Annotated in this window: 13 protein-coding genes; 1 reads left to right on the top strand and 12 read right to left on the bottom strand. The window is 69.7% G+C overall.

What is annotated here, in order from left to right; translation table 11 throughout:
- Window positions 1–6 precede the first annotated feature (6 nt).
- From metE to hflX, 3 genes are all read right to left on the bottom strand, one after another.
- Entirely contained in the window at window positions 7–2,358 is a 2,352-nt protein-coding gene (gene metE / locus FHG54_RS11585; protein WP_139417405.1) for a 5-methyltetrahydropteroyltriglutamate--homocysteine S-methyltransferase, read from the bottom strand.
- The gene (locus FHG54_RS11590) at window positions 2,355–3,365 is read right to left on the bottom strand and encodes a methylenetetrahydrofolate reductase (RefSeq protein ID WP_139417406.1); all 1,011 of its coding nucleotides are present in this window, start codon (window positions 3,363–3,365) and stop codon (window positions 2,355–2,357) included. The genes metE and FHG54_RS11590 overlap by 4 nt, the downstream gene beginning before the upstream one ends.
- Window positions 3,366–3,573: 208 nt before the next feature.
- A complete protein-coding gene (gene hflX, locus FHG54_RS11595; protein WP_139417407.1) occupies window positions 3,574–5,112 on the bottom strand; it encodes a GTPase HflX in 1,539 nt (512 codons plus the stop codon).
- Window positions 5,113–5,154: 42 nt separating this feature from the next.
- Between hflX and FHG54_RS11600 the strand changes: the two genes are divergently transcribed.
- Complete coding sequence (locus FHG54_RS11600; protein ID WP_139417408.1) at window positions 5,155–5,769, top strand: class I SAM-dependent methyltransferase; 615 nt, start codon at window positions 5,155–5,157, stop codon at window positions 5,767–5,769.
- Between the two features lie 25 nt (window positions 5,770–5,794).
- Here the strand turns inward: FHG54_RS11600 and dapF are convergent, their stop codons facing one another.
- From dapF to pgsA, 9 genes are all read right to left on the bottom strand, one after another.
- Complete coding sequence (gene dapF / locus FHG54_RS11605; protein WP_139417409.1) at window positions 5,795–6,676, bottom strand: diaminopimelate epimerase; 882 nt, start codon at window positions 6,674–6,676, stop codon at window positions 5,795–5,797.
- Between the two features lie 4 nt (window positions 6,677–6,680).
- Window positions 6,681–7,601 (bottom strand): tRNA (adenosine(37)-N6)-dimethylallyltransferase MiaA, encoded by a 921-nt coding sequence (gene miaA, locus FHG54_RS11610; protein WP_139417410.1) that lies wholly within the window; start codon window positions 7,599–7,601, stop codon window positions 6,681–6,683.
- Between the two features lies 1 nt (window position 7,602).
- Complete coding sequence (miaB, locus tag FHG54_RS11615) at window positions 7,603–9,183, bottom strand: tRNA (N6-isopentenyl adenosine(37)-C2)-methylthiotransferase MiaB (RefSeq protein ID WP_139418428.1); 1,581 nt, start codon at window positions 9,181–9,183, stop codon at window positions 7,603–7,605.
- 45 nt (window positions 9,184–9,228) lie between these two features.
- Entirely contained in the window at window positions 9,229–9,918 is a 690-nt protein-coding gene (locus FHG54_RS11620; RefSeq protein WP_139417411.1) for a regulatory protein RecX, read from the bottom strand.
- Window positions 9,919–9,953: 35 nt separating this feature from the next.
- Entirely contained in the window at window positions 9,954–11,018 is a 1,065-nt protein-coding gene (recA, locus tag FHG54_RS11625; RefSeq protein WP_139417412.1) for a recombinase RecA, read from the bottom strand.
- Window positions 11,019–11,294: 276 nt separating this feature from the next.
- On the bottom strand, window positions 11,295–11,540 hold the full coding sequence (locus FHG54_RS11630) for a DUF3046 domain-containing protein (protein WP_139417413.1): 246 nt from the start codon (window positions 11,538–11,540) through the stop codon (window positions 11,295–11,297).
- Between the two features lie 70 nt (window positions 11,541–11,610).
- A complete protein-coding gene (locus FHG54_RS11635) occupies window positions 11,611–11,919 on the bottom strand; it encodes a helix-turn-helix domain-containing protein (protein ID WP_139417414.1) in 309 nt (102 codons plus the stop codon).
- A gap of 144 nt (window positions 11,920–12,063) precedes the next feature.
- Complete coding sequence (locus FHG54_RS11640) at window positions 12,064–12,588, bottom strand: CinA family protein (RefSeq protein ID WP_139417415.1); 525 nt, start codon at window positions 12,586–12,588, stop codon at window positions 12,064–12,066.
- A 13-nt stretch (window positions 12,589–12,601) separates the two neighbouring features.
- Window positions 12,602–13,204 (bottom strand): CDP-diacylglycerol--glycerol-3-phosphate 3-phosphatidyltransferase, encoded by a 603-nt coding sequence (pgsA, locus tag FHG54_RS11645; RefSeq protein ID WP_139417416.1) that lies wholly within the window; start codon window positions 13,202–13,204, stop codon window positions 12,602–12,604.
- Between the last annotated feature and the right edge of the window lie 22 nt (window positions 13,205–13,226).

Here is a 13,226-nt window from a genome sequence, read left to right on the forward strand (position 1 = left end):
TCCCTGCTATCCGGCGAGCACCGGGGCGGAGCGCTCTGCCCGAACCGCCACGGTCGCCTCGACGATGTGCCGCAGCGACTCGACGGTCTCGTCGTACCCGCGCGTCTTCAGGCCGCAGTCGGGGTTGACCCACAGCCGCGTCGCGGGGATCGCCCCTGCGGCGCGCTCGAGCAGCGCCTGTACCTCGGCGACACCGGGAACCCGCGGCGAGTGGATGTCGTACACACCCGGGCCGATGCCGTGGTCGAAGCCGCTCGTCTCGAGGTCGTCGACGACCTCCATGCGGCTGCGGGCCGCCTCGATCGAGGTGACGTCGGCGTCGAGGTTCCTGATCGCGTCGATCACCACACCGAACTCGGAGTAGCAGAGGTGCGTGTGCACCTGCGTGCCGGGCACCGCGCCGCCAGTCGCGAGGCGGAACGAACCGACCGACCAGTCGAGGTAGGCCGGCTGATCGGCCAGCTTCAACGGCAGCAGCTCGCGCAGAGCGGGTTCGTCGACCTGGATGATGCGGATGCCCGCCGCCTCGAGGTCGGTGATCTCGTCACGAAGGGCGAGTGCCACCTGTCGGGCGGTGTCGCCGAGCGGCTGGTCGTCACGCACGAACGACCAGGCGAGGATCGTGACCGGACCGGTGAGCATGCCCTTCATGTGCTGCTCGGTGAGCGACTGCGCGTAGCTCGACCACTCGACGGTCATCGGCGCCGGCCGTGAGACATCCCCCCAGAGGATCGACGGCCGCGTGCAGCGCGAACCGTAGGACTGCACCCAGCCGTGCTTCGTCACCGCGAATCCGTCGAGCAGTTCGGCGAAGTACTGCACCATGTCGTTGCGCTCGGGCTCGCCGTGCACGAGCACGTCCAGACCCAGCTCCTCCTGCAGTCGCACGACGCGCTCGATCTCGGCGCGCATGAGCGCCGCATACTCGTCGGCGGGCAGCTCTCCCTTGACGAGACGGGCGCGCGCGCGACGGATCTCGGCCGTCTGCGGGAACGAGCCGATCGTGGTCGTCGGCAGCTCGGGCAGGCCGAGCGACTCCTGCGCCGCGACGCGCTCGTCGTAGCTCACCCGGGCGAAGTCCCGCTCGGCGAGACCTGCAAGTCGGTCGCGTACCGAGGGCACGCGCACGCCGGGCGCGGCATCGCGGTCGGCGAGGGCTGCGGATGCCGCGGCGAGCTCGCCCTCGATCGCGTCGCGCCCCTCGGCCACCCCGCGACCGAGCACGGCCACCTGGCCGACCTTCTGGTCGGCGAACGCGAGCCACGAGACGAGGCGTGCATCGAGCTCGTCTTCATCGGCGACGTCATGGGGCACGTGCAGCAGCGACGTCGAGGTCGACACCGACACGGCCGGCGAGAGGTGCTGCACGGCTGCGACGCGGTCGAACGCGCCGGCGAGGTCGCCGCGCCAGATGTTGTGGCCGTCGATCACACCGGCGACGAGCGTCTTCGCGGCGAGCGACTCGGCCGTCGCCGGGTCGAGGCCGCCGGGCAGCGATCCGCGCACGAGGTCGAGTCCGATCGCCTCGACGGGGGTCGCGGCGAGTGCCGGCAGTGCATCGTCGAGCGAGCCGTAGGGTGCCGCGACGAAGATCGCCGGGCGGGCGTCGAGTGCGCCGAGCGCGTCGTAGGCGATGCCGACCGACTCGATCGCGCGGGCCCGGTCGACGTCGATGCTCTCGCTCACGAGGGCGGGTTCGTCGAGCTGGACCCACTCCGCGCCGGCTGCGGCGAGCTGCTCGAGCAGCGCAGCATAGACCGGGACGAGATCGGCGAGCCGGTCGATCGGCGCGAAGCCGGCCGGAGCGCCCTCGGCCGCCTTGGCGAGGAGCAGGAACGTCACGGGTCCGACGATCACGGGCCTCGTCGTGAAGCCGGCCGCCTTCGACTCGGCGAACTCAGCGAGGATGCGCTCGGCATGCAACGTGAAGTCGGTGTCGGGTGCGATCTCGGGCACGAGGTAGTGGTAGTTCGAGTCGAACCACTTGGTCATCTCGAGCGGGGCGTCGTCGCCGGCGCCGCGGGCGATCGTGAAGGCGGCGGCGAGGTCGAACCGGCCCGCTTCATCGGCGAGGCCGGCGAAGCGGGCGGGAATGGCTCCGACCGCGAGAGCGGCGTCGAGCACCTGGTCATAGAACGAGAAGCTCTCGGGGATCGAAGCATCGTCGCGGCCGAGGCCGAGCGCGGCGAGTCGTTCACGCGTTGCGGCACGGAGCTCGGAGGCCGTGCTCTCGAGCTCCTCGGCCGTGATCGAACCGGCCCAGAACGCCTCGACGGCTCGCTTGAGTTCGCGTCGGCGCCCGATGCGCGGATACCCGAGGATCGTCGCATTCGGGAAGGCGGGTGCAGGGGTGGTCATCGTGCGGTGTTCCTTTCGTCGGCGAGCCGCTCGGCGAGCAGCCCGAGCCGGTCGACGACGTCGAGCACGGCCTCATGGCGGTTGAAGGTGTAGAGATGCAGGCCGGGCGCCCCGCCCGCGATCACTTCGGCGGCGAGCCGGGTGGAGAAGGCGATGCCGAGTTCGGCCTGCGCCGCGGCATCCGGTTCGATCTCGAGGTCGATGGCGAGCGCTGCGGGCGGTTCGACGCCCGTCAGCTGCGTCAGCCGCGCGAGACGAGCCGGAGTCGTGACCGGCATGATTCCCGGAAGGATCGGGATGGTGACCCCGCCCGCGCGAGCGCGCTCGACGAAGCCGAGGTAGTCGTCGGCTCGCCAGAAGAGCTGGGTGATCGCGAGGTTCGCCCCGGCGATCTCCTTCGCGAGGAGGGTGTCGACGTCGTGCCCGAGGTTCCGCGATCGCGGATGCCCCGTCGGGAACGCTGCGACCGCGACCCGCTCGGGGCGAGGCCGCGCCCTGATGCGTGAAGCGCCGGGAATGCCGGGGACCCCGATCTGCTCGAAGGGCTCGCGCTCCTCCTGCACCCGGTGGATGAGCTGCACGAGTTCGGCCGCGCTGCCCAGGTCGCCGATGCCGGAGTCGGGGGCGGAATCCGTCGACAGGCCCGTCGGCGGGTCCGTCGGCGGATCTCCGCGCAGCGCGAGAAAGCTCGTGATGCCCGCGTCGAGGAACTCGCGGACGAGTTGGTTGGCCTCGGCATGCGAGGAGCCGACACAGGTCAGGTGCGCCATCGGCTCGACGTGCGTGTGCTCGAGCATGTACCGCAGCACGGTCAGCGATCGGGCGCGCGAGCTTCCACCCGCGCCGAACGTCACCGAGACGAAGGCAGGGTCGACCTCGGCGAGCCGGTCGATCGTGCGACCGAGCGCGAGCGCCGCCGCATCGGTGCGCGGCGGGAAGAGTTCGAAGGAGATCGGCACGGGGGCCGGACCGTCGGCGCCCGATGCGTCGGGTGCGGTCGATGCCATGGTGCTCCTGCGTGGCGAGCGGCAACGGGAAGAACACGGCAGGCCGCGTTCCCCCGGCCGGAACGGCGGGTGGTTGTCGCGGGCGGGTGCCGGGCTCGGCGGTCGCTCCAAGTGGTCGGCTTCGGGCCGGTCACTGATCGATCATGAGCGACGATACGCGCCGGTGCGCGCCGATGCATGACTGTGACGCACAGTGACGCCGCGCGGCTCAGGCCTCTGCCGGCACCGTCTTCGCTGCAGCGAACTCTTCGAGCTGCCCCGCCAGCTCGGGCGATGCGAGGGCACACACGCGTGTGCCCTCCTCGTCGTACTCGATCGAGAGCACGCGCCCGGTCTCGTGCAGGGTCGAGACGATGTCGCCCCGGTCGTACGGCACGAGCAGGTCGATCTCGACGGCGGGGTCGGGCATCATGCGCCCGATCGCGTCGAGCACTTCGGGGATGCCCTCGCCCGTTCGCGCCGAGGCGAAGATCGCGCGCGGTTCGAGCCCGCGCAGCACGAGTCGGTCTTCGGGAGTCACGAGGTCGGCCTTGTTGAAGACGACGAGTTCGGGGATGTCGCGTGCACCGACCTCGCCGATGACGTCACGCACGGTGGCGATCTGGCCGGCCGGGTCGGGGTGCGCGGCATCGACGACGTGCACGATGAGGTCGGAGTCGCCGACCTCCTCGAGCGTCGAGCGGAACGCCTCCACGAGCTGGTGGGGAAGGTTGCGCACGAAGCCCACAGTGTCGGCGATCGTGTACACGCGCCCGTCAGCCGTGGTGTTTCGACGAACCGTCGCGTCGAGCGTCGCGAACAGGGCGTTCTCGACGAGCACCCCGGCGCCGGTGATGCGATTCAGGATGCTCGACTTGCCGGCGTTCGTGTATCCCGCAATCGCAACCGACGGCACGGCGTTGCGCCGGCGGTTGGCACGCTTGGCCTCGCGGGCCGGCTTCATGCCCGCGATCTGCCTGCGGAGCTTCGCCATGCGCGAGTGGATGCGGCGACGATCGAGCTCGATCTTCGTCTCACCGGGGCCGCGGGAACCCATGCCGGCACCCGCGCCGCCGACCTGGCCACCGGCCTGCCTCGACATCGACTCGCCCCAGCCGCGCAGCCGCGGCAGGAGGTACTCGAGCTGGGCGAGCTCGACCTGCGCCTTGCCTTCGCGGCTCTTCGCGTGCTGGCTGAAGATGTCGAGAATGACGGCCGTGCGATCGATGACCTTGACCTTGATCACGTCTTCGAGGGCGCGCCGCTGGCTGGGCGCGAGCTCGGTGTCGGCGACGACCGTGTCGGCGCCGAGGGAGGCCACGATGTGGCGCAGCTCGTCGACCTTGCCGCGGCCGAGATAGGTGCTCGGGTCGGGGTGCGGCCGGCGCTGCAGCACGCCGTCGAGTACCCGCGCGCCCGCCGTCTCAGCGAGGGCGGCCAGCTCGCGCATGGAGTTCTCGGCCTCCTCCTGCGAGCCCTGCGCGTACACGCCGATGAGCACGACGTTCTCGAGACGCAGCTGCCGGTACTCGACCTCGGTGACGTCTTCGAGTTCGGTCGAGAGACCGCCGACCCGGCGCAGGCCCGCCCGCGCCTCGCGGTCGTACTGCTCGCCGTCGGTGTCGGAGGCCGCATCGCCGGCCGAATCGGGCGACATGAGCGCCTCGGCGGTCTCGATGCCGAAGCGGGTCAGGCCCGCCCTCGTCTCCGCACCCCTGAGCACCCGGTCGACGGCGTCGTCTGCGGAGTTCTGTTCGGCGTCATTCATCGTGTTAACCCTACTTCCCATGCCTGCGATAGGTTCCCGTGTATGGCCTCCGACCACTACTTCTCCTCTCGTCCGGGCGGCGAGGCCACTCTCCGCACCATCACCGTGACCCTTGCCGGGCGCGAACTCTCGCTCGCCACGGCCGGCGGCGTCTTCAGCCCCGAGCACCTCGACACCGGCACCCGCATCCTGCTCGATCGTGCTCCGGCGCCGCCGCCGAGCGGCGAGCTGCTCGACCTCGGCTGCGGGTGGGGGCCGATCGCGATCTCACTGGCACTTCGGTCGCCGGATGCCACGGTGTGGGCCGTCGACGTCAACGAGCGAGCCCTCGACCTCGTACGGCGCAACGCCGCGCGGCTCGGCATCTCGAATGTCAACGCGGTGCTGCCCGGCGATGTTCCCGATGGAGTGCGATTCGCCGGCATCTGGTCGAATCCGCCGATCCGGATCGGCAAGCCCGAATTGCACGCCCTCCTCGAGCACTGGCTCCCCCGCCTGCACGACGATGCGAGCGCGTGGCTCGTCGTTGCGAAGCACCTCGGCGCGGAGTCCCTGCAGCGCTGGATCGCCGAGGAACTCGATCTCGATGTCGAGCGGACGGCGCAGGACAAGGGCTTCCGGGTGCTCGGAGTGAGCGCCGCGGCATCCGCTCGCTGAGCTCGGCCGCTCGCTGAGCGGCGCGTCAGGCGAGGCTGAGCACTCCGTCGAAGACGAGTTCGGCCGGGCCCGAGAGTGCTGCGTGCTCGCCGTCGGCGGCCTGGAACATGCGTACGCCGAGCACGCCGCCCGGCACCTGCACACGCCACCGATCCGGAGCGGCTTCACCTGCCCAGTGGCGCACCGCGAGCGCCGAGGCCACTGCGCCGGTGCCGCACGAGAGCGTCTCGCCCGAGCCGCGCTCGTGCACTCGCATGCGGATGCGTCCGATACCGTCTTCGACGAGCGGTTCGGCGGGCACGACGAACTCGATGTTCGCGCCCGCCTCTGGCTCAGGTTCGACGACCGGCCGGTAGCCGAGGTCGAGCCCGTCGAGCTCATCGTCGTCGGCAAGGGCCACGACGATGTGCGGGTTGCCCACGTCGATGCCGAGACCGGGCCGTGCGACCGAGAGGCTCTTGCCGCGCACGAGCGGTTCCCCGCCGTCGAGGCGCCAGTTGCCGAGGTCGGCTTCGAACCCCGTCGACGTGCGGCGCACGGTGCGAACCCCGGCGCGGGTGCCGATCGCGATCGAGTCGTCGACACCGAGGTCGGCGAGCCCCTGGTCGATCAGGTAGCTCGCGAAGACGCGGATGCCGTTGCCGCACATCTCGGAGACGGTGCCGTCGGCGTTCCAGTAGTCCATGAACCACGACGCGTGCGGCTCTTCCGCGAGCGACGCGGCGCCGGCGTCGAGGTTCTTCGATCGCACGGCGCGGATGACTCCATCGGCGCCCACTCCGAACCGGCGGTCGCAGACGGCGACGATCTGCGCAGGGGTGAGGTCGGACTCCCCCTCGGGGTCGCTGTAGAGCACGAAGTCGTTGCCCGTGCCCTGGCCCTTGGTGAAGCGCAGATCGAATGCCATCCGATCAGTCTATTGTCGTGATGCGCGCGAGTTCGGAGGCCCGCGCGGCTGGATCGTCGGCATCGATCGTGCATGCGTCGCGGTAGCGCTTGAACCAGCTCACCTGCCGACGCGAATAGGTGCGCGTGAGCTGCTGGGTCTCGGCGATCGCCTCCGAACGGTCGAGCCGGCCGGTGAGCTCGCCGAGCGCCTGTGCGTAGCCGATGGCCCGTCGAGCGGTCACTCCGCGCTCGATGCCCGCCGGGATGAGACCCCGCACCTCGTCGACGAGGCCATCGCGCCACATGTCTTCGACACGGGCGTCGAGGCGCTCGACGAGCGCCGCACGATCACTGCGGAGGTGCACGATGCGGTGCGGCCGCCACGGCACGGGCGCCTCGGGCAGCCGGGCGGCCTTCGACTCTCCGGTCACTTCGATCACCTCGAGGGCGCGCACGAGCCTGCGCCCGTTCTGTGCGTCGATGTTCGCGGCCGTCTCGGGATCGATCTCGCGCAGGCGCGCGTGCAGCAGGCCCGGCCCGCGCGCGGCGAGTTCGGCCTCGAGCCGCGCCCGCACCGCGGCATCCGTGCCCGGAAAGCGGAAGTCGTGGATGACCGACGAGACGTACAGACCCGAGCCGCCGACCAGGAGCGCCACGCTGTCACTGGCGAGCACCTCGTCGACCGCGGCGCGCGCCGCCGACTGGTACTCGGCGACGGATGCCTCGTCGACGACGTCGAGCACGTCGAGCTGGTGGTGCGGCACGCCCCGCCGCTCGTCGAGCGGCAACTTGGCCGTGCCGATGTCCATGCCGCGGTACAGCTGCATCGCATCCGCGTTCACGACCTCGGCCGCCCGGCCGATTCGGCCGTACGCCTCGGCGAGGTCGAGCGCGAACGCGGACTTGCCGGTGCCGGTCGCACCGACGATCGCGATGAGGGTCACGTCAGCGTTGGCCGTCAGTGGGATCGTAGATCGGCAGGGTGCCGACGCCGGGTGCGACGAGCGGCTCCGCGCCGCTCGTGCGCAGGGTCGGCAGCCCGAGCGAGACACGACCGGCAGCGGATGCCCCGGTGGCGGCGGCCGGCACGCCGCAGCTCTCGGCCTGCGCGCGGTCCCATGCGTCGCCCGCCCGCGTGCGACGGATGCGGAGCGGGGCATCGCCCTGCGAATCGGCGATGAGGTGGAACGGCGCGGCCTGCGTGACGGTCACCGAGACGACATCGCCGGGTCGCGGCGACTCGGAGCCTGACGGCACTTCGAAGTGCACGAGGCGGCTGTCTTCTCCGCGACCGCTCAGGCGGTGGGTCTCTGCGTCTTTCTTGCCCTCACCGGTGGAGACGAGCACTTCGACGGGTCGGCCGATGAGCCGCTGGTTCTCCTCCCACGAGATGCGGTCTTGGAGGGCGAGGAGGCGTTCGTAGCGCTCCTGCACGACCTCCTTCGGCACCTGATCGCTCATCGTCGCCGCTGGCGTGCCGGGGCGGATGGAGTACTGGAAGGTGAACGCCGATGCGAACCGTGCGGCCTCGACGACGCGAAGCGTCTCCTGGAAGTCGTCTTCGGTCTCACCGGGGAACCCCACGATGATGTCGGTCGAGATCGCCGCGTTCGGAATGCGCGCGCGCACCCGATCGAGGATGCCGAGGAATCGCTCCGAACGATAGGAGCGGCGCATCGCCTTCAGAATGCGGTCGGAGCCCGACTGGAGGGGCATGTGCAACTGCGGCATGACACTCGGCGTCTCGGCCATGGCATCGATGACGTCGTCGGTGAACGCGGCGGGATGCGGGCTCGTGAAGCGGATGCGCTCGAGTCCCTCGATGCTGCCGGCGGCCCGGAGCAGTTTGCCGAATGCCTGCCGGTCTCCGAACTCGACGCCGTACGAGTTCACGTTCTGGCCGAGCAGGGTGATCTCGACCGCACCGTCGTCGACGAGGGCCTGGACCTCGGCGAGGATGTCGCCCGGCCGACGATCCTTCTCTCTGCCGCGAAGCGCAGGAACGATGCAGAACGTGCACGTGTTGTTGCAGCCGACCGAGATGGAGACCCAGCCGCTGTAGGTGGAGTCGCGCTTGGTGGGGAGCGTGGACGGGAACACCTCGAGCGAATCGAGGATCTCGAGCTGCGCCTCGTCGTTGTGTCGCGCGCGCTCGAGCAGGCGCGGGAGCGCGCCCATGTTGTGGGTGCCGAAGACGACGTCGACCCACGGCGCCTTCTCGAGGATGACGTTCTTGTCTTTCTGGGCGAGGCAGCCGCCGACGGCGATCTGCATGCCGGCGTGCCGGCGCTTGACCGATGCGAGGTGGCCGAGGTTGCCGTAGAGCTTGTTGTCGGCGTTCTCGCGAACCGCGCAGGTGTTGATCACCACGATGTCGGGCTCGGCACCATCGGCGGGCACGTATCCGGCGGCCTCCAGCGAGCCCGAGAGTCGTTCGGAGTCGTGCACGTTCATTTGGCACCCGAAGGTGCGGACCTCGTACGTTCGCGGCGACACTGCCGCTTCAGCGACCTCGTCGCGGGGCATCCCGTGCAGGGGTACGTCGTGAATGGTGCTCATGATCGCACCAGTTTACGAGCCTTCTTCGGTCAGTGCGGCCGTCACAGCCTCTCTCACGATGTCGCCCGGGTAGCCCCGCCGCTGCAGGAACGCCGACAACCGGCGCTCGGCGGTGCGCCGGTCGAGGCCGCGCAGTTGCCGCGCCCGGCGCTCGGCCACGGCATGGGCGTTGTCGAGTTCGGTCTCGGGGTCGAGATCGTCGACCGCCGCCCGCGCGACCGTCGTGTCGACTCCGCGTCGCCCGAGCTCCTGCAGGATCGCGCCGCTGCCGCGACCTCGGCGCACGCCATGGCTGTGCACGACCTGCTCGGCGAGCTTCGCATCATCGAGGTAGCCGAGTCGTTCGTACCGCTCGATCCACTCCTCGACCTCGACGTCGTCGAGGCCGTGCTCGACGAGCACCGATCGCACTTCGGACACCGAGAGGGCGGAGCGTCGCAGCCGGGAGACGACGAGCCGGTCGACGCGTTCGTCGCGCTCCGCTCCGGTCTCCGGCTGCTCTTGCGTGACTGAGCGCTCGTCATCACTCGAGACCGAGTGCAGGTCGCTCGGAACGGGGCGCAGACCGCCGCTGCCGCCTTCGCTCTGCGGCCGCCTCTGTGGGGCGGGCGAAGACGACGCGACCGGTGCTGCCGTCGGCTCCGTCTTCGCCCACGGCAGGTACGTGACCGGGGCGAGCTGTTCTGATGATGCGTCGCTCATGTCTGACTCACCCCGGTCATGCTCGTGCACGGAGCTCAGGCGCCCTTGCGCCCGAGCTTCGGTGCGATGGGCTCGACGTTCGACGGAGCGGACGCACCGGCCGGTTGCCCGATGCCGAGCTTGACGAGGATCTTCTGCTCGATGTCGGCGGCGATGTCGGGGTTCTGCAGCAGGAAGCTGCGGGCGTTCTCTTTGCCCTGACCCAGTTGGTCGCCGTCGTAGGTGTACCACGCACCGGATTTCTTCACGATCGCCTGGTCGACGCCGTAGTCGATGAGACTGCCCTCGCGGGAGATGCCGACGCCGTAGAGGATGTCGAACTCGGCCTGCTTGAAGGGCGGCGCCATCTTGTTCTTCACGACCTTGACCCGAGTGCGGTTGCCGACGGCATCGGTGCCGTCTTTCAGGGTCTCGATACGACGGATGTCGAGACGCACCGAAGCGTAGAACTTCAGCGCTTTGCCGCCGGCGGTCGTCTCGGGGCTGCCGAAGAACACGCCGATCTTCTCGCGCAGCTGGTTGATGAAGATCATCGTCGTGTTGGTCTGGTTGAGACCGCCCGTGAGCTTGCGGAGCGCCTGCGACATGAGACGGGCCTGCAGACCCACATGCGAGTCGCCCATCTCACCCTCGATCTCGGCCCGAGGCACGAGCGCCGCGACGGAGTCGATGACGATGAGATCGATGGAGCCGGATCGCACGAGCATGTCGGCGATCTCGAGTGCCTGCTCACCCGTGTCGGGCTGAGAGACGAGGAGTGCGTCGATGTCGACGCCGAGCTTCTTCGCGTACTCGGGGTCGAGCGCGTGCTCGGCGTCGACGAACGCCGCGATGCCGCCGTTGCGCTGCGCGTTGGCGATGGCGTGGAGGGTGAGCGTCGTCTTGCCCGAGGACTCCGGGCCGTAGATCTCGATGATGCGGCCACGCGGAAGCCCGCCCACGCCGAGCGCGACGTCGAGCGCGATCGAACCGGTGGGGATGACCTCGACGGGGGCGCGCTCCTCACTGCCGAGGCGCATGACCGAGCCCTTGCCGAACTGGCGGTCGATCTGCGCGAGTGCGGTCTCGAGTGCTTTCTCGCGGTCTGCTGGTGATGCCATGGGTGGGGCTCCTTCTTGCTCGATGCTGCTGCCTCTAGGCTGTCGTTCCACTCCAGCCGGCCTTCTGGCCGACTGGATCTTGCGACAAGGCGGTTGCGGTGTGTTCCGACGCATCGACCGTATGACCGGCCACCGACATCCGCCGGCGATCTCGACGAGGATGTGGACAGATGCGCTGTTCCTCCTGCTGTTGAGGAGCCTAGCGCAGCCACCGAACGCATGTTCGAAGAATCGCCCGCGTGTCGAACACGCCTTCGGACTCGCCGGCGACCCGCCCTACAACTGCCGCGGCGTGCGCGTCTCCCCGGGCACCGGGCGACCGGCACCGTGCCGGCGCTCCTCCGGGACATCCGTCGCCTCGCAGAGGGCGAGCCAGACCTCACGCGGCCGGACGCCCGCGGCGAGCGCCTCACGGGCGGTACGGCTGCCGAGCGACGTGAGGACGAGGTCACCGACGACCACACCGCCGTACCCGGCGCCGAACTCCTCGGTGACCGCGGTCTGGAACTCGCTCAACTTCACAGGAGCATCTCCCGGACAGACGATCGGCCGGTCGGAGGACCGGCCGATCGTCGATTCGTATCTGGAGTGGTCAGTGGACCATCAGGTCGGCGTCGAACTCGGCCACGAGCTCGTCGGGCAGGCTGTCGGGCACCACCGAGAGGCCTTCGATCACCGCGATGCGGTCACCGACCTCATGCATGATCACCGAGATGGGCGTATCGAGAGCATCGGCGACCGAAGCGAGGATCTCGGAGGAGGCCTCTTTCTGGCCGCGCTCGACCTCACTCAGGTAGCCGAGCGCAACGCTGGCCTTGGATGCGACCTGACGAAGGGTGCGGCCCTTCTGCAGGCGGAAGTCCCTCAGCACATCGCCGATCTCCTGTCGAACCAGGACCATCGGGAACCTCCTTCTCTCTCTCAGCGACTCCGCCGGAGCGGAAAACGAAGCGTCAGTCTAGCCGATTCTCCGTGCTTCCAATCTAGCGTCGCACACTGGGGCTTTCGTGTGAACCTGCCACATGTAACAGGGTGCTCACGATGACTATTCCGCAAGCCGGCGAGAAAATGAGCCGCTCGTGACACGGGCGAGCGCCGCCTCGATCGCCGCCAGCACGGTCGCCGCCCTGATCTCGGTTCGGCTGCCGCGGAGCGCGAGCCCGATCGCCTCGACCTCACCGCCGAACGCGATGCCGACGTAGACGGTTCCCGGCGGCCGGCCGTCTTGATCGGTCGGACCGGCGACCCCGGTGGTCGCGATGCCGAGGTCTGCCGCTCGGTCGTCGACCGCGAGCACGGTACGCACGCGATCGGCCATCTGCCTGGCGACCTCGGGGTGCACGGCGCCCTCGGCCGCGAGCAGCTCCGCCGGCACACCGAGCACCGACCGCTTCACCGCGGAGTCGTAGGCGACGACGCCGCCGCTCACCACGACGGATGCCCCCGGCACGCTCGTGAGCTCGGCCACGACGAGTCCGCCCGTCAGCGACTCCGCGACGGCGACCCGCAACCCGCGCCCAGTGAGTTCGGCGATGAGGCGATTCGCCGGGTCACCCGTTGCAGGAGGCATCCGCTCGCCCGTCTCAGCTCGCGTCGCGCGGCTCACGTGCGAGACGCACGGCGTCGCGCACGTAGGCGAGGCCCGACCACAGCGTCAGCACCACGGCCGCCGTCATGAGCACGCCGTCGACCCAGAAGATCCAGTCGCCGACGACGGTCCAGAGCGGCACGAGCGCGAAGGAGATCGCGACTGCCTGCACGAGGGTCTTGAGCTTGCCGCCGGATGACGCGGGCACGACGTTGCCGCGTCGCAGCTCCACGAGTCGCCACACCGTGATGCCGACCTCGCGCACGACGATGATCGCCGTGACCCACCACGGCAGCTCACCGAGGATCGAGAGGCAGATGAGCGCGCCGCTCGTGAGAAGCTTGTCGGCGATCGGGTCGAGGATCTTGCCGAGATCCGTGACGAGGCCGCGGGACCGGGCGATGTGGCCGTCGATGCCGTCGGTCGCGATCGCGAGGATGAAGAGGGCTGCCGCGGCCCAGCGCAGCCAGCCGTCGTCGCCCGCGTCGGCCAGCAGCATCCAGAAGAAGACGGGTGCCGCGATGATGCGGACGACGGTGATCGCGTTCGGAAGGTTCCAGTTCGCCGATCGCGCGGGCGTTCCGGCGGAAGAGGTCATGGTGCCAGACTACCCGGCGGAC

It is taken from the genome of Agromyces laixinhei, assembly GCF_006337065.1.
Taxonomy (GTDB): Bacteria; Actinomycetota; Actinomycetes; order Actinomycetales; family Microbacteriaceae; genus Agromyces; species Agromyces laixinhei.

Excerpts from the sequence above, each read along its gene's own strand:
- pgsA (WP_139417416.1), bottom strand. The coding sequence starts at position 13,204 with ATGACCTCTTCCGCCGGAACGCCCGCGCGATCGGCGAACTGGAACCTT.
- FHG54_RS11640 (WP_139417415.1), bottom strand. The coding sequence starts at position 12,588 with ATGCCTCCTGCAACGGGTGACCCGGCGAATCGCCTCATCGCCGAACTC.
- dapF (WP_139417409.1), bottom strand. The coding sequence starts at position 6,676 with ATGGCATTCGATCTGCGCTTCACCAAGGGCCAGGGCACGGGCAACGAC.
- FHG54_RS11635 (WP_139417414.1), bottom strand. The coding sequence starts at position 11,919 with ATGGTCCTGGTTCGACAGGAGATCGGCGATGTGCTGAGGGACTTCCGC.
- FHG54_RS11600 (WP_139417408.1), top strand. The coding sequence starts at position 5,155 with ATGGCCTCCGACCACTACTTCTCCTCTCGTCCGGGCGGCGAGGCCACT.
- recA (WP_139417412.1), bottom strand. The coding sequence starts at position 11,018 with ATGGCATCACCAGCAGACCGCGAGAAAGCACTCGAGACCGCACTCGCG.
- hflX (WP_139417407.1), bottom strand. The coding sequence starts at position 5,112 with ATGAATGACGCCGAACAGAACTCCGCAGACGACGCCGTCGACCGGGTG.
- FHG54_RS11590 (WP_139417406.1), bottom strand. The coding sequence starts at position 3,365 with ATGGCATCGACCGCACCCGACGCATCGGGCGCCGACGGTCCGGCCCCC.
- miaB (WP_139418428.1), bottom strand. The coding sequence starts at position 9,183 with ATGCCCCGCGACGAGGTCGCTGAAGCGGCAGTGTCGCCGCGAACGTAC.
- metE (WP_139417405.1), bottom strand. The coding sequence starts at position 2,358 with ATGACCACCCCTGCACCCGCCTTCCCGAATGCGACGATCCTCGGGTAT.
- FHG54_RS11620 (WP_139417411.1), bottom strand. The coding sequence starts at position 9,918 with ATGAGCGACGCATCATCAGAACAGCTCGCCCCGGTCACGTACCTGCCG.